Annotated in this window: 16 protein-coding genes and 1 pseudogene; 9 read left to right on the top strand and 8 right to left on the bottom strand. The window is 53.5% G+C overall.

Features of this window, described 5'->3' with window-relative positions; translation table 11 throughout:
• Positions 1-16: 16 nt before the first annotated feature.
• A complete protein-coding gene (locus tag DK872_RS19920; protein WP_035885714.1) occupies positions 17-1,258 on the bottom strand; it encodes a diguanylate phosphodiesterase in 1,242 nt (413 codons plus the stop codon).
• A 104-nt stretch (positions 1,259-1,362) separates the two neighbouring features.
• Positions 1,363-2,010 carry a GntR family transcriptional regulator gene (locus DK872_RS19915; protein WP_007375062.1) on the bottom strand — a complete coding sequence of 216 codons (648 nt, stop codon included), beginning with the start codon at positions 2,008-2,010 and terminating at the stop codon, positions 1,363-1,365.
• 254 nt (positions 2,011-2,264) lie between these two features.
• On the opposite strand from DK872_RS19915, the gene DK872_RS19910 reads away from it, so the two are divergent.
• From DK872_RS19910 to DK872_RS19870, 9 genes are all read left to right on the top strand, one after another.
• Entirely contained in the window at positions 2,265-3,629 is a 1,365-nt protein-coding gene (locus tag DK872_RS19910) for an MmgE/PrpD family protein (protein WP_161518749.1), read from the top strand.
• A gap of 25 nt (positions 3,630-3,654) precedes the next feature.
• A complete protein-coding gene (locus DK872_RS19905) occupies positions 3,655-4,977 on the top strand; it encodes an MmgE/PrpD family protein (RefSeq protein ID WP_007375064.1) in 1,323 nt (440 codons plus the stop codon).
• Between the two features lie 11 nt (positions 4,978-4,988).
• Entirely contained in the window at positions 4,989-5,744 is a 756-nt protein-coding gene (locus DK872_RS19900; RefSeq protein WP_007375065.1) for a sulfite exporter TauE/SafE family protein, read from the top strand.
• Between the two features lie 156 nt (positions 5,745-5,900).
• On the top strand, positions 5,901-6,947 hold the full coding sequence (locus DK872_RS19895; protein WP_007375066.1) for an amino acid ABC transporter substrate-binding protein: 1,047 nt from the start codon (positions 5,901-5,903) through the stop codon (positions 6,945-6,947).
• A 58-nt stretch (positions 6,948-7,005) separates the two neighbouring features.
• The gene (locus tag DK872_RS19890) at positions 7,006-8,226 is read left to right on the top strand and encodes an amino acid ABC transporter permease (protein WP_007375067.1); all 1,221 of its coding nucleotides are present in this window, start codon (positions 7,006-7,008) and stop codon (positions 8,224-8,226) included.
• Positions 8,227-8,235: 9 nt separating this feature from the next.
• Positions 8,236-9,303, top strand: coding sequence for an amino acid ABC transporter permease (locus DK872_RS19885; protein WP_007375068.1), 1,068 nt, complete (start codon positions 8,236-8,238; stop codon positions 9,301-9,303).
• On the top strand, positions 9,303-10,061 hold the full coding sequence (locus tag DK872_RS19880; RefSeq protein ID WP_007375069.1) for an amino acid ABC transporter ATP-binding protein: 759 nt from the start codon (positions 9,303-9,305) through the stop codon (positions 10,059-10,061). Before DK872_RS19885 ends, DK872_RS19880 begins: the two co-directional genes overlap by 1 nt.
• Positions 10,062-10,547: 486 nt before the next feature.
• Complete coding sequence (locus tag DK872_RS19875; protein WP_161518748.1) at positions 10,548-12,086, top strand: PAS domain-containing methyl-accepting chemotaxis protein; 1,539 nt, start codon at positions 10,548-10,550, stop codon at positions 12,084-12,086.
• Positions 12,087-12,135: 49 nt separating this feature from the next.
• Positions 12,136-13,221, top strand: a complete 1,086-nt coding sequence (locus DK872_RS19870; RefSeq protein ID WP_161518747.1) for a mannuronate-specific alginate lyase — start codon at positions 12,136-12,138, stop codon at positions 13,219-13,221.
• 5 nt (positions 13,222-13,226) lie between these two features.
• Here the strand turns inward: DK872_RS19870 and DK872_RS19865 are convergent, their stop codons facing one another.
• From DK872_RS19865 to DK872_RS19840, 6 genes and pseudogenes are all read right to left on the bottom strand, one after another.
• Complete coding sequence (locus tag DK872_RS19865; RefSeq protein ID WP_007375074.1) at positions 13,227-14,024, bottom strand: hypothetical protein; 798 nt, start codon at positions 14,022-14,024, stop codon at positions 13,227-13,229.
• Positions 14,025-14,056: 32 nt separating this feature from the next.
• The gene (locus tag DK872_RS19860; protein ID WP_161518746.1) at positions 14,057-15,217 is read right to left on the bottom strand and encodes an MFS transporter; all 1,161 of its coding nucleotides are present in this window, start codon (positions 15,215-15,217) and stop codon (positions 14,057-14,059) included.
• Between the two features lie 3 nt (positions 15,218-15,220).
• Positions 15,221-16,045 (bottom strand): hypothetical protein, encoded by an 825-nt coding sequence (locus DK872_RS27615; protein ID WP_161518780.1) that lies wholly within the window; start codon positions 16,043-16,045, stop codon positions 15,221-15,223.
• Between the two features lie 738 nt (positions 16,046-16,783).
• A pseudogene (locus tag DK872_RS27610) lies at positions 16,784-17,299 on the bottom strand (radical SAM protein); the annotation flags it as partial.
• A 185-nt stretch (positions 17,300-17,484) separates the two neighbouring features.
• Positions 17,485-18,759 (bottom strand): glycosyltransferase family 2 protein, encoded by a 1,275-nt coding sequence (locus DK872_RS19845; RefSeq protein ID WP_083596718.1) that lies wholly within the window; start codon positions 18,757-18,759, stop codon positions 17,485-17,487.
• Entirely contained in the window at positions 18,752-20,140 is a 1,389-nt protein-coding gene (locus DK872_RS19840; protein ID WP_161518745.1) for a glycosyltransferase family 4 protein, read from the bottom strand. Before DK872_RS19840 ends, DK872_RS19845 begins: the two co-directional genes overlap by 8 nt.
• Positions 20,141-20,331 lie beyond the last annotated feature (191 nt).

The raw sequence follows: 20,331 nt of genomic DNA, 5'->3' as shown, positions 1-20,331 counted from the left end.
TTATAAACCAAATAACTCAGACTTTTTTGCGGCTCGTCAGCGATGGAGAAATGCGTTGAGGCCAGTTGATGGGGGAAACGCCATTGAGTACCGGGCGGGCAAACAGGAATCCCTGGAAGCGCTGAACGCCTACCGCTTCCAGCCAGCACCACTCTTCGATTTTTTCGACGCCTTCAGCCACCACGGTGATTTGCAGTTCGGCGCAGCAATCGAGAATGGCTTTCACAATCGCCTGCTTCGGGCCGTGCAGATGAATGTCGGTGACAATGGTGCGGTCGATTTTGAGTTTGTCGGGCTGGAATTTGGCCAGCAGCGACAGCCCGGCAAAACCGGAACCAAAATCATCGATCGCCAGGCCGATTCCGGCGGCGCGAAGCTGGCGAATGGCCCAGGTGAACTCTTCGTAGCCGGAAATCACCTCATCTTCCGTCACTTCAACGATGATTTGCCCTGGATTGAGATGATTGCGGGTGATGTGGTTGAGCAGAATATCCACCGCGCCGGGAATTTTCACCAGCGACATCGGTAACAAATTAATGGCCACTTTGTGGTTGCCAATTCCCAGGCGGCTGGCCATTGCCAGCGCCCAGCCTTTGGAGGCGAGATCCGCTTCATGCAGCTTGTTGGGCGCAATGGTGGCGAAATACTCCTGCGGGCTGCCGCCGTTCGGACCGCGGATCAGCGCTTCCAGCGAAGAGATATTGCCGCGTAGCGGTTCAATGATTGGCTGGAAGGCGAACTGACACGGCTGGCCTTCAGTAATCGGCGCGCTGGCGTTGGCGAACGGTGGGCTTTTAATGGTGAAAGACCACTGCTCCGGCTCGGTATTGCGTATCCCGCCATTGCTCTTCGGCGAGGCGATAAAATTGCGGATAAATTTGTAAACCCGATCATTGCTCGCCAATTGATACTTCAGCGTGCCAAAACGCAGAATTGCGCGCAGAACGGCGGGCGCTGTCATCGAGCAGAGATCAAACAGCATCATGCCGCGATCGACGAACCGGCGGCGCGGCGCATAATCACGCAATAATTCAACCACATTGCTATGGCGGGTATCACGGTTTATGCGCTCATAGACCACATTCACTGCGGTCAGCGGCCCTTCAAGAACCTGTAAGAAATGATCGCCATCGAACAGTAAAATCCCCGTGACCTGCAACTGTGAATTGCGCAGATTTGCTCGCTCGACAATTGCAGTCAGTTGAGAGGGATCTAATGTGTGATTCAGGCGGCTACGGTAAATCAAAGTCGCTAACACGAGAAGCTACCCTCAGAATGCCTGGAAAAAAACGATTAGATGATGCAATCGCGCGATCTTAGCAAGATTGAAAGCATTCAGTTCGTTGATTAAGGGGCATTCTGTTAGCGTTCTCGCTGGCTTAAAATGGTGAGTCGGGCACGATAACCGTTACGAATGTGTTGACAAGCCGCTTCCTGTGCGGCAAGGCGGTCCCGGCGCGCCAGCGCATCAACAATCGCCTGATGCTCGCGCTTTGCCTCTTCGGCCCGCTCTTTTAGCTCGTAGGTGGTGCCGCGCAACAGCGACAGATGGATGCGCAAATTATCCAGCATTTCGTTCAGATAGGGATTGTGCGTGGCGCGGTAAATCTGGCGGTGGAACATTCGGTTATGATCGTGCAGCGCTTTGCTGTCGGTAAGCGTCGCTTCTTTGTTGATCATCTCCTGCAACAGCGCAATCTCTTCCTCCGACGCGGCGGCAACCGCCAGATCCATTGCCAGACGTTCCAGCCCTTCGCGCACATCAAACAACTGGCGAAGACGTTCATAGCTGATATGCGCAATGATCAGCCCGCGTTGTGGACCGGGCTCGGCAAGACCCAACGTTTCCAGCCGGTGCAGCGCTTCACGGATGGGCGTACGGCTCAGGCCAAACTGCTCCGCCAGCCGCGTTTCCTGCAAACGTTCTCCGGGTTGCAGTTCCCCTGCCTCAATGGCGGAAAGCAATATTTCAAAAGGCGTCAAGCCCGCGTCGCGACCCGTCGATTTCACGTTTTTAGCTCCGTTTAACTGTTCTTTATTGGCCTTAATTAAGGCTGTGCACCCTGCCGTAGCATCTTGCCACAGGAAAGGTAACGCTTTTGCTTTTTTTGTTCTGAGCTTATCCAGAAATTATCTTTTGATGTTTATCTGATGGCTGCTATGTTTAATTTATATTCATTGTATACAAATGAATTCAATAAAAGACAAAACGAATTTCTGACATTTTTATTTGTAAGCCAATACCAGGGAAATCTTGTTTCACAATGACAAATAATGCAGATGTTGAACTAGCCCGCGGAAAACAGTTAAGCCATTTTATTAGCCATGCGAACCAACTCACCGTGCCGCCAGCCGTGCGACATGAAGCTAAACGCGCACTGATCGATTTTCTTGGCGTCGCGCTCGGCGCCGTTAATGATGATGCGGTTAATGCAGTTCGCAAGGTGGCGAAAACATGGAATGCTTCCGGCGAATCGCGCATTTTCCTTTCCGGTACAACCACTCCCGCGCTTGCCGCACTGATTAACGCCACCATGGCGCATGCCGCCGATTACGACGATACCCACCCTGCTGGCGCAGGTCATCCGGGCGGCCCTTGCTGGTCTACTGCGCTGGCGATGGCGCAGGCATATCCGCTGGATGAAGAGCAGGTGCTGCTGGCATTTATTACAGGCTTTGAAGTGATGGCGAAACTTGGCGGCGGTTGGGTGCCTGGTGTCGGGCGTAATCTGCAGCGCCGTGGTTTTCATCCCACTTCCGTGGTCGGACGCGCCGGTGCCGCGGCCGTTGCTGCGGTAATTTTGCAGCTTTCACCAGAGCAGGTATGCAATGCGCTCGGCGCGGCAGCCACCATGATGGGCGGTTTGCAGAAATCGTCCGGTACGCACGGCAAACCTTTCCACGCCGGTAAAGCGGCAATGGATGGCATTCTCGCAGCGCAACTGGCGGCTGAAGATTTTGTCGCTGCACACCATTTTTATGAAGCGGATGGTTGGGTAAAAATCTTTATCCAGGACGGCAGCGCCGAGATCCCTCCCCTCGACTTCGGCGAAAGCTGGGAACTGCTGACCAATGGCTACAAGCTGTACGCCAGTTGTCGCGGCACGCATGCCTCCATCGAAACGGCGCGCAAAATTTATCCGCAATTACAGGGGCGGAAAATCACCCGTATCACTGCGAAAGTCCACCCGATGGGGATGGTGAATGCCGGGATCATGAATCCCCGCACGCCGCTGGAAAGTAAATTTAGTATTCCACACTGCATCACACTTGCCCTGAGTGGTTATGCGCTGACCGACACCGATTTCACCCAGACCACGGTTGACGATCCCCGCCCGCGCGCCCTGCTGCCGCTGCTGGAGATTGAGGCGGTGGACGGGCAATCCGCCAGCTCGGCATTTATTGATGTCTGGCTGGATGACGGTTCGGTTATCCACGCACATACTGATGTTTATCGCGGACATGCGCAAAACCCGCTGAGCGATGAAGAGCTACGCGCCAAGTTTGACGCTCTGACTATCCCCGTCCTCGGCGCAGCACGTAGCGCTGCCCTGTATGACGCTGCCGCACATTTTGAGCGCCCGGGTTCTCTGGCGCTGATCACCGGACTGCTGGCCGGCGATAACTGATTCATTTTTGGTACAGGACATTATCATGACCATTGCCCGACAACTTGCCGGTAATTTGCTGGCGTTCTCCCGGCAGGCTTTCCCGCAGGCGGCGTATGCCCAGGCACGCACCGCGATTATTGACACGCTCGGCGTGACGCTGGCCGGTGGCGTTCAGGAAGGCGCTGTAAAATTGCGCAGCGTTATTGTTCCGGGTGCCGCCAGCGGCAATAGCCGCGTATTCGGCACCGACCTGAAACTGAACGCGCTGGATGCCGCGCTGCTGAACGGCGTCTCTTCTCATCTGCTCGATTTTGATGATTCTAATTCATGGCTGCACGGCCATATTTCCGTGGCGGTTTTGCCTGCGCTGCTGGCGCTGGCGGATGAACGGGATCTGAATGGCGATGCGGTGCTGCGCGCCTATATTACGGGCTATGAAACGGCGGTACGCATGGGCAAGGCAGTCAGCCCTTTTCAGTATCGTCACGGCTGGCACCCGACGACCACGGTCGGGGTATTTGCAGGCGTTGCCGCCTGTGCGGTGATCCTCGCGCTGAATGAAGAGCAGACGGCTACCGCGCTGTCGATTACCGCGTCGCTGGCCAGTGGCATCAAATCCAATTTTGGCAGTGAAACCAAAGCGCTGGCGGTAGGTCAGGCGGCACGCAGCGCAGTCATGGCCTGCAAACTGGCACAAAGCGGTTTTACCGCCGGGCAGCGCGCATTTGAACAACACCAGGGTTACTTCCATGTTTACAACGGGGTGGAGAATGTGGATTCGCTACCGCTGACCGAAAGCTGGAATGAAACGCCCTTTATTCTCGATACCGTGAAAAGCAATAATTACAAATACTTCCCCTGCTGCTACGCTATTTTATCACCGCTTGATGGTGTGCTGGCATTACGCGAAGAGACCGGCCTGCAACCGCACGAGGTTGAGCGGATCGCCGTGCAGGTTCACCCGATTCGTTTTCCGCATATCAATATTCCTGAGCCGGTCAATCCGCTGGCCGGAAAATTCAGCCTGCACTACTGCGTGGCGCGGGCGTTTGTTACCGGTTCGCTGACGCTGGATGATTTTATTGATGATGCGCTGTTCGCCGATCCGGCCACGCAAACGTTAATGCGCAAAGTGACGCTGGAGCGTCATGATGAAGAGATCACCCATAGCGCGTTTGTGACGCTTACCACCACCGACGGGCGTGAGTTTATACGGCGTGTCGCCGGAGCGCGGGGTTCCAGTCCGGCTATTCCGCTCCCGGATAATTTGATTGAACAGAAGTTTCTTGACTGCGCCAGCCGCGTGTTGTCGAAAGAAGCCGCGCAGGCGCTCTATCAACGCCTGCTGCACGATGATTTCCGCTAACGGGACGCAAAATGGGCCTGACGTTAATTCCACCCGAGATCACACCGATGTTTGCGGCAGTGATGGTATTTTGCAGTTTCCTCACCTCGGCGCTGACAGCGGCAATGGGATTGGGTGGCGGTACGGCCCTGCTGGCGATCATGGGGCTGGGCATGCCGGTCAGCAGCCTGATGCCGGTGCATGGTTTAGTGCAACTCGGTTCAAACCTGAGCCGGACGCTGATCCAGCGCCTGCATGTCGTGTGGCCGCTGGTGCTGTGGTTTCTGCTTGGTTGCGCCGTCGGCATTGCCGTTGGCGCGCCGGTGGCCGCGGTGATCCCGGACAGCGTTGCGCGCATTGCGCTGGGGCTGTTTATTCTCTGGTCGGTGTTGCGCAAACGTGGCGAACAAAAACCGCTCAGCCGTCCGTTTTTCATCATCGGCGGTGGGATCAGTAGTCTGGGCACGATGATCGTTGGCGCAACCGGGCCAATGGTGGCCGGGCTTATCAGCTCGCAAGGGTTGAAACGCCAGCCGCTGATCGCCACCCATGCAACCTGTATGGTGTTGCAACACGGGCTGAAAATTCTGGCATTCGGGGTGATGGGTTTTGCCTGGGCCAACTGGTTACCCGTGCTGACGGCGATGATTATCAGCGGCGCGCTTGGTACCTGGCTGGGAACGCGGGTACTGGATAATGTGCCGGAGCGGCTGTTCCGCATTTTGTTCCGCCTGACCATGATCCTGCTGAGTGCGCAGTTGCTGTGGCAAGGTGTACAGCGCTGGTAATAATGCCTTCGGTCGCGTGTGAATATGCTTTACTAAATTCGTTCTTTGCTAAATGCGCTATGGATGGCGAACATAGGTATACAAACGGACACGCGAGTAAAACTAGTAATAAATACAGTTAATTAATCGGATAGCCACTTTTAAAAAGGATAGCCCATGCTGAAAAGAACCCATCTTGCTGCGTCAGTTCTGTTGCTGGCGCTGGGCAGTTTGTTGATGCCTGCTCAGGCGGAAAATGCCCCTGTTACAAATGGCGATACCCTGAAGAAAATCAAAGCCCGTGGTGAACTGGTTTGCGGTGTTCACCCTGCCCGCCACGGTTTTGCCGCCATCAACAGCAAAGGTCAGTGGGAAGGCCTGGATGTTGATTTCTGCCGCGCGCTGGCATCGGCGGTATTTGGCGATCCGTCAAAAGTACGTTTCACCCCGCTGTCGACGGCGCAACGCTTTATGGCGCTGCAATCCGGCGAAGTGGACGTGCTGTCGCGTAATACGACGGCGACATTAACCAATGACGTTGCGCTGGGCATCAGCTTCGCGCCACCTAACTTTTATACCGGTACCGGTTTTATGGTGCGCGCCAATAGCGGCGTGAAGAAAATTGAAGATCTCGACGGCGCAACCGTTTGTGTCACGCCGAGCAGCACCGAGCGTAACGTGGCGCAGATTTTCGGTTCGCGCAATTTGCACTACACCCCGGTGGTTATCGAGAACAATAAAGAGTATGTGGCGGCCTATCTTTCCGGGCGCTGTGACGTGATTGCCCGCGATAAAGTGGCGCTGCCGGGTATTCTGGCATTTGATACTGACAAGCCGCAGGATCACGTGATCCTGCCGGGGATGTACTCAAAAGAGCCGTTGGCGATGGCGGTGCGTAAAGGCGACAGCCAGTGGTACGACATTGTGAAATGGGTGGTTTACGCCACCTTTGATGCCGAAGAGATGGACGTCAACCAGGGCAACGTTGACGAAAAACTGAAGTCCACCGATCCGGATGTTCAGGCACTGCTGGGCGTGACCGGCGGTTTTGGTCAGAAACTCGGCCTCGATGACAAATGGGTGTACAACATCGTCAAGCAGGTGGGCAACTATGGTGATATATACAACCGTCATTTTGGCCCCAACAGCCCCGAACCGCTGGCTCGTGATTTAAATAATCAGTGGAACAAAGGCGGCTTGCTTTACGGTCTGCCGATCCGCTAACCGCAAGGCTGTCCTCATCCGGGGGCAGCCCCTTTCACCCCGCTAAGAACAACGTTTAATGATGAAACAGTCTGACAACTCCGGTGCTACGGTGATGGCGTCTGCCACCACGCAACCGGCCGCCGCGTTTCGCCTTTTCACCTTTTTCGGCGGCAAAACCGTACGTAGCTGGTGCTATCAGCTGCTGCTGGCGCTGCTGTTAACGGGTTTTAGCTACTGGCTCTACAGCAATGTGGTGGCGAACCTGCATGCGCAGCGCATTGCGACCGGTTTTGGTTTTTTGCATCAGAGCGCGCAGTTCGCCATTGGCGAAACACTGATTAACTACACGCCGCAGGACAGTTACGCCCGCGCACTTGCCGTCGGCCTGCTTAATACCCTGTATGTGACGCTGTGCGGCATTGTGCTGGCAACCGTGCTGGGGTTTATCGTCGGCATTGGCCGCGTCTCGAAAAACTGGCTGCTGGTGAAAATCTCGGTCACCTACGTTGAAATGTTGCGTAACGTGCCGGTGATTTTGCATGTGATTTTCTGGTCGATGGTGATCCGCAACCTGCCCGCACCGCGTGACGCGATTGCGCTGCCGGGCGGTTTTTTAACCAATCGTGGATTAACCTTTACCGTGCCGGCCGCTCACAGTGGCTGGCTGTGGGCTTTTGTTGCACTGCTGGTGGCCTGTGCGCTCAGTTTGCTGCTTTCGCTGGTAGCCCGCCGCTGGCGTGAGCGCCACGGCAAAATGCTGCCCACCGGGCGCATTCGGCTGGCGCTGATTATCGGCCTGCCATTACTGGCGTGGTGGTTGTGCGGCGCACCGCATGAACTGAATCGCCCGGCGCTGCGCGGTTTCAATTTCCGCGGCGGGTTTAATATCACCCCGGAGTTTACTGCCCTGCTGCTTGGCATTGCACTCTACTCATCTTCCTATATCGCCGAGATCGTTCGCGCAGGCATTCAGTCTGTACCGAAAGGCCAACTGGAAGCGGCGCGCGCCCTGTCGTTTTCGCCGTGGCACGTGATGCGTCATGTGGTGATCCCGCAGGCGATGCGGGTGATGGTGCCGCCGCTGGCGAGCAAGTATGTCAGCCTGGCGAAGAACAGCTCGATTGCCGTGGTTATCGGCTATCCGGAACTGGCGAATATCAGCAACACCATGATGAGCCAGACCGGCCAGGCGCTGGAGGCGATCGCCATTATGATGGTGGTCTATCTCATCATCAGCGGAACGACCTCACTGCTGATGAACCTGTTTAACCGCTACGTCGCCATTAAAGAGCGCTAAGGAACCGTTATGCAAAATACCGTGGTTTTCTGGCTGCGCCGTAATCTGTTCAGCAGCGTTGCGCAGACGGTACTGACCTTGCTGCTGTTAACCGTAATAGGGCTGGTCGCTTCAACGCTGATCCGCTGGGGCATTATCGACGCCGTTGGTTTTCATGGCACGGCAGAACAGTGTCGGGCCGCCACCGGTGCCTGCTGGGCAGTGATTGGCGAAAAGTATCGCCCGATCCTGTTTGGTCTCTATCCCTATGATGAGCAGTGGCGTGCAGCGCTGGCGATGCTGGTGTGGTTTATCACCATTGGTTTATCGCTCTCGCCGATGTGCTGGCACTCGCGCTTATTGTGGCCGCTGTGGCTGGTGTCGATTGCGCTGATGTCGGTGTTGATGAGCGGCGGTCTCTTCGGGCTGAAAGCGGTGCCTTCTTCTGACTGGGGTGGCTTGCCGCTCACCCTGCTGCTCTTTTCCGGTACGGTGATCATTGGTATGCCGGTTTCGGTAATTCTCGCGCTCGGACGTCGTTCGCCGCTGCCGTTTCTGCGCGGCCTGTCGGTCATTTTTATTGAAGGTCTGCGCGGTGTGCCGCTGATCACCATTCTGTTTGTCGCGGTGAATGTGTTCCCGCTGTTTTTACCGGCGGGAATGGAGGTTAATAAACTGCTGCGCGTGATTATTGGTATCGCACTGTTCTTTGCCTGTTACCAGGCGGAAGTGATCCGTGGCGGTTTACAGGCAGTGCCGCGCGGTCAGTATGAAGCCGCTGCCGTGCTGAATCTGGGGTACTGGCACACCACCACGAAAATCGTGCTGCCGCAGGCGCTGCGTATCTGCCTGCCAGCGGTGACCAACCATATTATTGCGGCAATGAAAAACTCGTCGTTTGTCATCATCATTGGGTTGTTCGATGTGCTGACTGCCACTACCGCTGCGATGCAGGATCCGCAGTGGCGTCGCTACTACATCGAAACCTATGTGTTCATTGCCAGTCTCTATTTAGTGTTTGGCTTTTTGCTTTCCCGTTATGCCGTGTGGGTAGAAAAACGCATTGATGCCAGCCGTAATCCTGAAGGAGTTTCCTGATGCAAGCCACTTCGCCCGCGCAAGACGCGATTATTCAATTAACCGGTGTCAGTAAATGGTACGGGAAATTTCAGGTGCTGGATGAGGTGTCACTCAGCGTGAAAAAAGGGGAACGCGTGGTGATCTGCGGCCCTTCCGGTTCCGGGAAATCAACGCTGATCCGCTGCATCAACCGGCTGGAAGAGCATCAGAAAGGCCAGATTCTGGTGAACGGCATCGAAATGAACGACAACGTACGCAATATCAGCCGTATCCGTTTGAGTATTGGCATGCTGTTTCAGCAGTTTAATCTGTTTCCGCACTTAAGCGTGCTGGATAACCTGATTATCGGGCCGACGCTGGTGCGCAAGATGAGCCGCGCGCAGGCAACGGAACTGGCGATGCATTATCTGGAAAAAGTGCAGATTGCCAATCAGGCGCATAAGTTCCCGCTGCAACTCTCCGGCGGCCAGCAACAGCGCGTGGCTATCGCCCGCGCGCTCTGCATGCAACCGGAGATTATGCTGTTTGATGAACCCACTTCGGCGCTCGATCCAGAGATGATCAAAGAAGTGCTGGATGTGATGCTCGATCTTGCTGAGAGCGGCATGACGATGATTGTGGTGACCCATGAGATGGGGTTTGCCCGTACCGTTGCGGATAACGTGGTGCTGATGGCCGACGGGCGCATTGTCGAATCCGCTCCGCCAGAAACCTTTTTTACCCAGCCTGCGCATCCACGTACCCGCCAGTTTCTCGACCAAATCCTTAGCCATTAATTATTGCGCGGCGATACTTACGCCGCGCAGTATCCCCATTCCCATATTCTCGCCTGTCCAATACCCCTGCAAAATATAATGTTTTTTTGACTGTTGTTGAGGCAATATTTAATCGATGCTGCTGTTTTACTGATATTTGGCTGCGCAAAAATGTAAACACATTAGCCTGCTATGTTAATGTTTCTATTTTTCGTCGCTTAATTTTTAGTCTTTTATGCATGGCTGGCTGGTAATTTAGCTTAAGGATTTACTTATGGCTGGTGAATTTTCATTTCATCATTTTTCTTTCGCAAAATCATAACAATATTTATCAACAGAACTGTAAGCCTGACTTAAAAAATATTTATCACAGCTACTTTCCGTCAGCCTCAGGTTTGTGGAAAATGCATCGGTAATAACAACAAATCGACTGGCCGGTAAATTATAAAAAAAGCCATTACCGCGTCAGCAATACTTTTTGATCGCGGTATATTGTGGGGAATATTCATGAAGCGTAACACTCCTGTTACACAGAAAGAGTTTTTGCTTAACGATGGCACGACACTGTTGTCGACGACTAACACACACAGTCATATTACTTATGCTAACTCCGCTTTTGTTGATGCCAGCGGATATAGCGAAGATAAACTTATGGGTGAGGCGCATAATATAATTCGTCACCCTGATATGCCGCCTGCGGCATTTAGCGATATGTGGTTCACCATTCAGCAGGGAGACAGCTGGACCGGGATTGTTAAAAACCGCCGTCTCAACGGCGATCACTACTGGGTTCGCGCCAACGTCACCCCGGTATATCAGCAAGGGCAGCTTACGGGTTATATCTCGGTGCGAAATATCCCAACCCGTGAAGAAATTGACGCCAGCGCTGAGCTTTATCAGCAGGCGAATGAAAACAAGCTCCGCGGACATCGTTTTTATAAAGGTCTGCTTGTTCGCCGGGGTTTATTTTCTTTTTTCTCGATCTTCCAGCGAATCAGTGTTTCAAAACGCATAAATGTTGGCACAATTATTACTGCTGCCCTGCTTGTTGCGCTGCAATTTGTTCCTTTCGATGCCGCAGAAAAAGCCGGAAGTGCAATTATTATATTAGGTTTGTTGTCAGTTTTTTTGCACAGCCAAATATCTCGTCCGCTGAAAATTGTGCTGGAACAAATGCAGAAAGTGGTTTCCGGACGCCAGAGCGATTATGTGCGCTTTAATCGTGTGGATGAAATTGGCTTATTGATGCGTCTGGTTAACCAGGCCGGGTTAAATCTCAGTTCACTGGTGGGCGATGTATCGACGCAAATCAACGGCATCCGTGTGATTAGCGGGCGCATTTCCAGCGAAGGCGAATCCCTGCAGCGCCGCACGGAAGAAACCTCCGGCGAACTGCATCAGACCGCCGCCGCGGTAGAAGAGATCGCCAGCGCTGTGCGGCAGACCGCGGAAACCGCTGCCGAAGCGATGGGCAGAGCGGATGAAGCCAGCGTCAGCGCGATGGAAAGCGGTAATGTGATGAAAAAAACTATCGGCATGATGCAGTCTGTTTCTGCGGACAACAGCAAAATCGTCGATATCATTAGCGTCATCGACAGTATCGCCTTTCAGACCAATATCCTGGCGCTGAATGCGGCGGTGGAAGCGGCGCGCGCCGGGGAGTCCGGTCGTGGCTTTGCCGTGGTTGCCGCAGAAGTCCGTAATCTGGCGCAACACTCGGCCTCTGCCGCGCGCGAGATCCAGACGCTGATCGAACATAACGTGGCGAACGTGAAAAGCGGTGTTGAGATGGTTGCCAATACGGAAACGCATCTGACAGCGATGATTGACAGCGTGATTAACATGTCCACGATGATCAAAGAGATTAGCACCGCGACCAACGAACAGACGCAGGCGCTGGAGCTGATTAACCAGTCTGTTTCCCGTATCGGGACAATGACCCACAACAACACGTCGATGGTGGAACAGGTGACCAGCGCAGCGGAAGATCTTTCGGAACGTGCTGCCCGCCTGCATCGTGCGGTACATGTGTTCGGCGGTAATTGATAAACACATGCTATAGTCGCTGCGGGCATTTTTGCGCAAAAGGCGAAGCATGATGTTACTCAGAGCGGTACTGATTTTTATCCTGACGGCGGCCACCTGTGCCGCCGCTTCTCTGCATCCTCCCGCCGGATTTATGCAGCCGCCGGAACAAAAGGCTTCAGGCGATAAAGCGGTAAAGTGCCCGGATGTCCCCACTCCGTTTATCGGCGTGCTCGATTTTCCCAGTAAATATGCAGGTTCCGACAGCGCCCGCGCCACGCTCAATCCGCAGGCCGATGCGGCGTTTCGCCAGCAGACGCAGCCCATCACCGATATGGAGCGCTATATCAGCCGTCAGGTCACCGCCTGGGCGCACAGCGGTAATACGCAACATGTTACCTGCGCGGTGGCCGCGCTGGATCAATGGGCCCGCGCGGGCGCGTTAACGGAACGCGCCAATAATCATACCGGCAGGTCAATGCGCAAATGGGCGCTGGCCACCTTCTCCTCCGCCTGGTTGCAACTGGAATACGCGCCACAGCGTCTGCTTAACGCTTACCCGGCACAGCAGAAAAATATTCAACGCTGGCTGGGGAGCCTGGGGGATTTGGCCGTGAAGGAGTGGCATGATTTGCCGCTGGATAAGGTAAACAACCATAGTTACTGGGCGGCCTGGGCGATCATCACCACTGCCGTGGTAACGCAACGACAGGATCTGTTCGCTGCCGCGCTGGATATCTATCACACCGCCATGCAACAGGTGGATGACGAGGGCTTTTTACCCAATGAGTTGCGCCGCCGCCAGCGCGCCCTTTCCTATCATAATTACGCGCTGCAACCGCTGGTGATGATCGCTCTGTTTGCGCGGGCGAACGGCGTTGATGCGCTGGCAGAAAATCACGGCGCATTAAAACGCCTCGGCGTGCGGGTTATTGGCGGTCTGGATGATGCCAGCGCATTTATGCAACGTACTGGCGCAACGCAGGATATGGCGTTTTTGCAACATCCGACGAATCTGGCCTGGCTGGAAGCCTGGTGCTCGCTGTACGTCTGTGACAGTGCGCTGAAACAGCGCCTGGCCAGTTTGCGTCCGTGGCAAAATACGCGTCTGGGCGGCGACCTGAGCCGTCTGGCCGGTGCCGCCAGATCCGGGTGAATCAATTATTGCCCATTTCCGGCAATCGCCAGGTAATCCGTATAGAGTTGCGGCGCGCCGGAGAAGGAGGCCATCGTGCGCCATTCGTCATACATGCGTTCTGTATCCTGGTGCGCTTTTACAAAGGTCAGCGCTTTTTCCGTGGAAACATCAAGCTCCGGATGAAATGAATTCAGCGAGTCGAGGCTTTCGATTTCCAGCATCACCGCATATTGCTCCTGGCGGTTGCCGCCCTGACCTTTCAGCAGATGAAACTTCCAGCCGGGATAATCTTCAACGCGGTGAATGTTATCGATAATAAATTGTTCAAACGTGTGCGGTTTTACGCCAGCACGTAAGGCCAGATTATGAATGCCCACCACGCGCGAGCGCGGTTGTTGCCCGGCGACAACCTGATAATTTGCCCCTTCCGCCAGTGAACTGTTGCTGTTCTCGGCGAGTAACGAATAGGTGGTGAAAAGGGTCGGTAGTTCCGCGAAAGTGGCGTAGGTTTTCCACTCAGCAATCAACGCCAGCGCCTGTGGATGCTGTTGCCAGAAATTTTGCGCCTCTGCCGTTTGTTCGCCACTCTCTGCAATATAACGGGCATAGAACTGCGAATTTGGGGCTGCGTACAGCATCAGATACTGGTTTTCTCGCTCTCCGCGCAACCCTTTCAGTAGCGTCCAGCGCCATCCCGGATACGCGGGGATCTGCACGCCGCGCTGGCGGACAAACTCTTCAAAATCAGCCTCAGTAACCCCTTTCTTTAAATTCAGGCCGATGTAATGCAGGCTAAAAATAGCCTGAGATGCAGTGTTCATAAAGACTCCTTTCTTTCAGTGTTATCAATTAATTACCGTGTGATGGCGTGCGCCAGCAGGCCTACCGCGAGCAGGATCGCAACCCCGGCGCTAAACACGGTGACCAGGCTGGTATGCTGCGCAAAGAAACCAATTAACGCCGGGCCGCTTAACAGCCCGGCATAGCCAAACAGTGTCACCGCGGGCAGCGCAAAGTGCGATGGCACCTGCTGATTACCCGCGATCGAGAAGAGAATGGGCACGATATTCGCCAGGCCCACGCCCACCAGCGCAAACCCAGCAAGGGAAATAGCTGCGCTATCAACCGAGACTACCAGCAGCAGCCCTGCGGCGGCGCTTATCGCGCTGGCAATCAGCATGCGCAGATGGCCATAGCGACTAATCAGGCGATCGCCGAACAGCCTCGCCAGCGCAACGGCGATGGAATAAAGCGTGAAACCAAACCCTGCCTGGTGCGTTGCCAGCCGCCGTTCGCTGTGGAGAAAAACCGCAGACCAGTCGAGCATCGCGCCTTCGATCATAAAGATAAAAAAGCAGACGATGGCGATAAGCCGCAGACCCGGTTGCGCCAGCGCCTGGCAAGTGCCGCCTGCCGCGCCCCTCTGCTGCGGGCGTTTTGCCAGCAGATGACCCGATACCGTGAAGACGATAATCGCCATCGCGAACGCCACCAGAACGCTGGCATAGCGTGGCGGCACATTTGCCCACAGCAGCAGGCTGATACTTCCGGCACCGGCAATGCAGCCGAAACTAAAAAAGCTGTGAAATCCGGCCATTCGCGCCTGCCCGGCTTCGCGCTCAACCACAACGGCCTGGCTGTTCATTGATACATCCAGCAGGCCATTTGCTGCACCGAAAAGCAGTAAAACCCCGCCCATAACAGCGGGGGAAGTGACAGACAGCAGCAGCGACAGGCAGACGCACAGCAGCAACGCGCAGGACAGGATCAACACCCGGCAGCCAACGCGGTGAATCAGGCGGCCGCTAAATGGCATCGCCAGCATCGATCCTGCGGCCACACAAAACAGCAGCAAACCGAGCGCGCCATCGTCAAGCTGAAGCCCGCGCTTGACCAACGGAATCAGCGGCGCCCAGGCCGACACGCCCAAACCGGCAACCAGGAAAATTGCTCGCGTCGAGCGTTGTTGACGCCGATTATCCGTCGGAAAAGCTCCAGAGAAATGACGCGTCATGGCTCAGATTCCCCTGTTATCTTCGGCGGGCTGACTTTCAGCAACCGCCAGGTAATCGGTGTAGATCTGCGGCGAGCCGGAAAACGAAGCGAGTTGTTTCCACTCTTCGTACATCTGCTTGGTATCCCGGTGCGCCCTGGCAAAAATGGCCGCTTCATCGGTGGCGATATCGGGTTGCGGGTAGAACTGATCCAGCGCCGCCAGGCTGGCGATCTCCATCATTACCACATATTGATCGAGCCGGTTACCGCGTTCACCTTTCAGCAAACGAAACTTCCAGTCCGGGTAGTCCTCTATGCGGTGGTGATTCTCGGCGATGAAGGTCTCGAAGGCCTGGGCTTCAACATCCGGGCGCAGCGCCAGATTGTGGATGCCAATGACCCGTGCCTCTGGCTCTTCACCGGGACGCTCCCGATAGCGCGGGCCGTCGGTAACGGTGCTTTTTTTATTTTCTGCCAGCAGACGATAATCGGTGTAGATCGTCGGCAGCGCGCTAAATGTTCCCAGACGCTGCCATTCACGCAGGATCTCCTGCGCCTGCGGACGATCGCGCCAGAATTGGCGCGCCAGCGGCGTGAGATTACCGTCGGCGCGCTGATAGCGAGCGCGACATTCCGCGCTTTCAATTTCGTACAGCATCATAAATTGCCCGGTACGCTCACCGCGTAAACCACGCAGCAAGGTCCAGCGCCACCCCGGATAACAGGGGATCTTGCACCCTTTTTCGCGAACAAACGCCTCAAACTGCGCATTGGTAACGCCAGCTTCGGTATCAATCGCAATGTAATAGAGGCTAAAAACTGGTGTCGATACGTCCGTGCTTGTCACTGGTGATTTCCTGATGTCGCCGGAAGAGAATTGGGTGTTGATGAGCGCTTCAACCAGCGTCACACCGTTTGGCGTGAGCATGATGACATCATCGTGCACGGTGAGCAGGGTTTTTGGGGCTAACGTCTTCAGCGCGCGGCAGATAAACGGGTTACTGAAAAAGCTACGCCCGTCAAAGCGTTTTCTGAATTCGTAATTGCATACCGGACGTAAGGTCGACAGCGCCATTTTGAAGGCATTCACTTCACGCTGAAGCGGAGAAAAGCCGTGGCAGCTGTCGATGGGCAGTTGCCCTTCGTCGAGCGCGGCCTTGTAGCGCCGGTAGTCCGTGATATTAATGGCTTCCGCCAGCGAACATTTGGAGCTGCCGCCGAGACCAATGGCCACTTCCGGGTACTGCTTATCCAGATCGGTAATCAGCCCCTTCCATTTTTCTGCGGGCTGCGTGTTGCGGTGGAAATACATGGTGGGATGCTCGCGATAATCCGCTGCGAGGTAGCGTTCAATCAGTTCCCGCATCTGGTACTGCTTGCCCAGCCCCGGAAAAGCCTGGCTGTTAGCCCCCTTTTTCTGCCATAAACTTTGCCGCTGCCCGGAGACGCCAGTGCGTCGCTGCATAAACTCTGCGAGGTGCAGTTTGGTGCAGACGACATGAGAAATCGCCAGCTCACGGCATTTTTCCATGTCATATTTCACATCATCAACGCTTTGCCCCGGCAGACCGTAGATCAGGTCGATGCTGATCCAGTCAAATCCCACTTCGCGCGCGTTAGCGATGGTTTGTTCGCAGGTTTCGGCCGTATGTCTGCGCCCGCAGGCAGCGATGATGTCATCATTGAACGACTGAACGCCGAAACTGATTTTGCTGAACCCCAGCGTTTTAAGCATCTCCAGATAGGGTCTGGTCAGCGTTGCCGGTTCGCCTTCAAAACGCAGCGTGGCGGCAGAAAGATTGAAATGCTGCCGGTAAAACGCCATCAGACGCTGTAGCTCCGCTGCCGGTAACAGCGATGGTGTGCCGCCGAAAATGTTAAATTCCCCCACTTCCGCCCCGGCAAGCGTCGGCACCTTATCAAGCCACAGCGTGGCTTCCTTGATGTTGTAATCCACCAGTTGACGAAAAACCGCCTGCGAGGGTGCGCTCTGCGGATTGAGGATAATGGTCGGAAACTGGCAGAAATGGCAGCGGTAGCGGCAGGTCGGGATCGACACCCAGAGGTGGATCTGCTTCGCCTGTGCAATGTCGTGCGCCATGTCCTGGAAATAGGTTTCCAGTGGGTAGTCTTTAATGTCGCCAGGAAAGACATGGCAGCCGAAGGGATCGCGGTAAACATATTCGAGTATGTCGCGGTTTTCGGGCGAAGCGAGAAAATCGTACACCTGCGGAACCGGATAGCGCGGATCGAGATCGTTGAGCGAATCGAACAGAATATCGTTCATCAGAACACCCCTCCGTTGGCAAAGTAGTTATGTGCCATGCCGGATTCACGATCTTCGCTGAAATAGCGAAAAAATCGCTGAAAGTCTTCGTTTTTAACGTACTCAAAACAGGCCGGAAGCGGCGGTGGGAAACCGATGTCCTCGCCCACCGCGCGGCGCAAGGCGCTGAAAATATCGTCACGAAACTCGAAATAGAGCCGCCAGGCTGGTGTTTTGTAGGCATGAATCGGACTCAGATCGATCAGACGCATCTCATGGAGAATTTCATAGATACGCCGGAACAGACGTTCGGCGACCTGTGGGGTAAAAAATTCGCGAACAGCGTGATTGTCCAGCAGGATTTGCGGGTTGAGTAACGCCGGCAGCACGATGTTTTTCGGCACATAATCCTTGATCGAATAGTGCCAGGCCTGCATTGACTGGGCGGGCGTGGTATCCCTTAACACTGGCTGCTGTGTGTTTTCCGGACGGACATCTTTCATGGTGATGACGCCATCCTGCCCGTAGGCAACGCCGGTGATCACCTCTTGCAGAATGGTATCCACGCGGCGACTGTTAATTTCAACCCGGGAATCGCGCGCGTAAACGGGTTTACCGCCTGCCGCGATCACCCGAATACCGAAATCCCAGTCATCCGAAAGATGTTCAACAAACCGGCCCTTATCAAGCTGGTAAAAGATTTCGATACCGCCCACTTTGTCGTAAAGCGCGCGTTCAACGGCGAACCCCTTGCCGTCGGGAAAACCGCCAAACAGCGAAAATGAGACGTCACGGCAACGCAGCGTTTTCTGAATCTCCGCAAACAGATTGGGACGAAGCCGGAACGCGTTCTCGTTGTAGTAGTAATTACAGGTGCCTAAATCGCCCTTTTCCGCGATCATTTTTTCAATCAACGAGTGTAGCCACCAGCTATCAACGGTGCAGTCGGCATCTGCCGAGACGATGTAGTGTTTACGGCTAATGCCCAGCCGTTTGTCCCTGGCTTTTGAGCGCAGCGATGCATAATCCATACCGCATTTTCGCGCTGAAGAAACACCCTGCGTGGGCTCTTTAATAATATGAATATCCAGAGCCGGATGCAGACGCTGAAATTCGCTGATTTTGGCAACGGAATCATCGGTTGAATTATTATCCACCACGATCAGTTCATACATTTCGTGCGACAACATATTGCTGCATGTTTTTTGATTAAATAGCGAAGTGAGAACTGCATTGATACGATCGCTTTCATTATAAACCGGCAAGACAATTGATATGTAAATGTCCTTACGCATACAACCTCCCTGAATGATTACTATCTGAATCGCTGTTGTTATCGATGAGCACTTTCTTGCCAATAAGAAAGTTTCGATAAGCAATTTCTTTCATTAATGATTTATTGGTGATGAGTTTAAAAACGCTTGAAATAAACGCATCGTCCGGATAACCATCATGTTCGGCAGTGATATTCATTATCGGCGCCTCGAAGCCGTACTGGCCGTATACCTCATCATAATATTCATAGCGTGTCGAAATGTAACAGCGGCGGTGACTTATTGCTTCACCAACTGGATTACCGTAGCTGTCGTAATCCCATGAAGTCAGAAAAGAGACAAGGTCACAGGAATAATACAAATCCTCAATGGTGTAAGTGTTATAACCAGGCGGCATATAATTGTGCTGCAGCCAGCCAATAAAATGAATAAAAGGTTCGACCTGTAATTGAGTCGACAGATTGACCAGTTGCTGATAACAGGATGGCGCCTCATTCATATCGCCTGCAACGACGAGATGAACACGCCGTGCAGAATTGTTCTGCTGGAACAGTTGGTTGAGCCGCCAGACGAGGTAAATGTCGCGATCCAGCCGTTTTTGCGGAATAAGGCGCGTAGTTCGGGCAATAAGAATGTCATCGCCACCAATGTTAAGACTGTGCCTGATATTGCTGCAATTTCCTGTTCCTGTAAAATCGTAGGTATTCTTTTTTACTTGTACTTCAATGGTATAGTTGCACCACTCCTCAAGTCTTTCTTTTAATTCCTGATTAAGCGTCACATAGCGTATGTACGGGGAGTTAACCGGTTTGATGGCATAAGGCCAGGGATGTGTGCCATATTTCTGTACGCTTTTTTCGCTATTCCACATCAGGTCATGATCACGCCAGGTAACAAAATCGGCCAAATTATAACGCTTGCCATATATATCAATTGCTAAATATATCGCTTTTGTATATATAATGTTTTCTGGCAGCGTGCCATTTTCAACGAAAAGATAACCAATATTCAGGCATTCCCATTGCTGCACCATTTTTTCGGCCAGTACTTCAGCCGCCACATCAATTTTCGCCAGAATAGTGTTCAACTCTGTTTGTGGAACAACCGTTTTCTGGCTTATCAATACATTGTGCGCATAATTTATAAAATCGACGTTGTAATTCGGTATGTTGGTAATGTCATCTATTCGCACTAATATAAAGCCATCTTTATATATCGATTTCTCCCATTCGTATGGTTTATTGAACTTTCCTTTATCCAGCTTTATGTCATAACCAAGATCCAGATAGTTTTTAATTCCCTTTCGTGACAGTAATTGTGCGGTTTTAAATGCCTCAACGGTAATTCCAGAAAAGGCAACGCCATCGAATGATATAAAAATTGCTCCATTGCGTTCATCCATGAAATTTCCCTTATTATGTGGTGTGTGGAATTTTTCAATTATCCTTTTAGTTAAGGAAAACATATATTTTATTGGTATTAAAGAGACCTGAATCGTATCAACGGATATATTCTCGGAGTTTTAAAGATGAGCCTGGAGAGTGACAGTTTGCTTATTTTATTGAGACCCATTTTCATTCATTTTCCCCAGGA

Source organism: Kosakonia sp. MH5 (assembly GCF_009935945.1).
Taxonomy (GTDB): Bacteria; Pseudomonadota; Gammaproteobacteria; order Enterobacterales; family Enterobacteriaceae; genus Kosakonia; species Kosakonia radicincitans.
The sequence above is the reverse complement of the archived record's forward strand: the minus strand, read 5'-3'. Positions and strand labels throughout refer to the sequence as shown.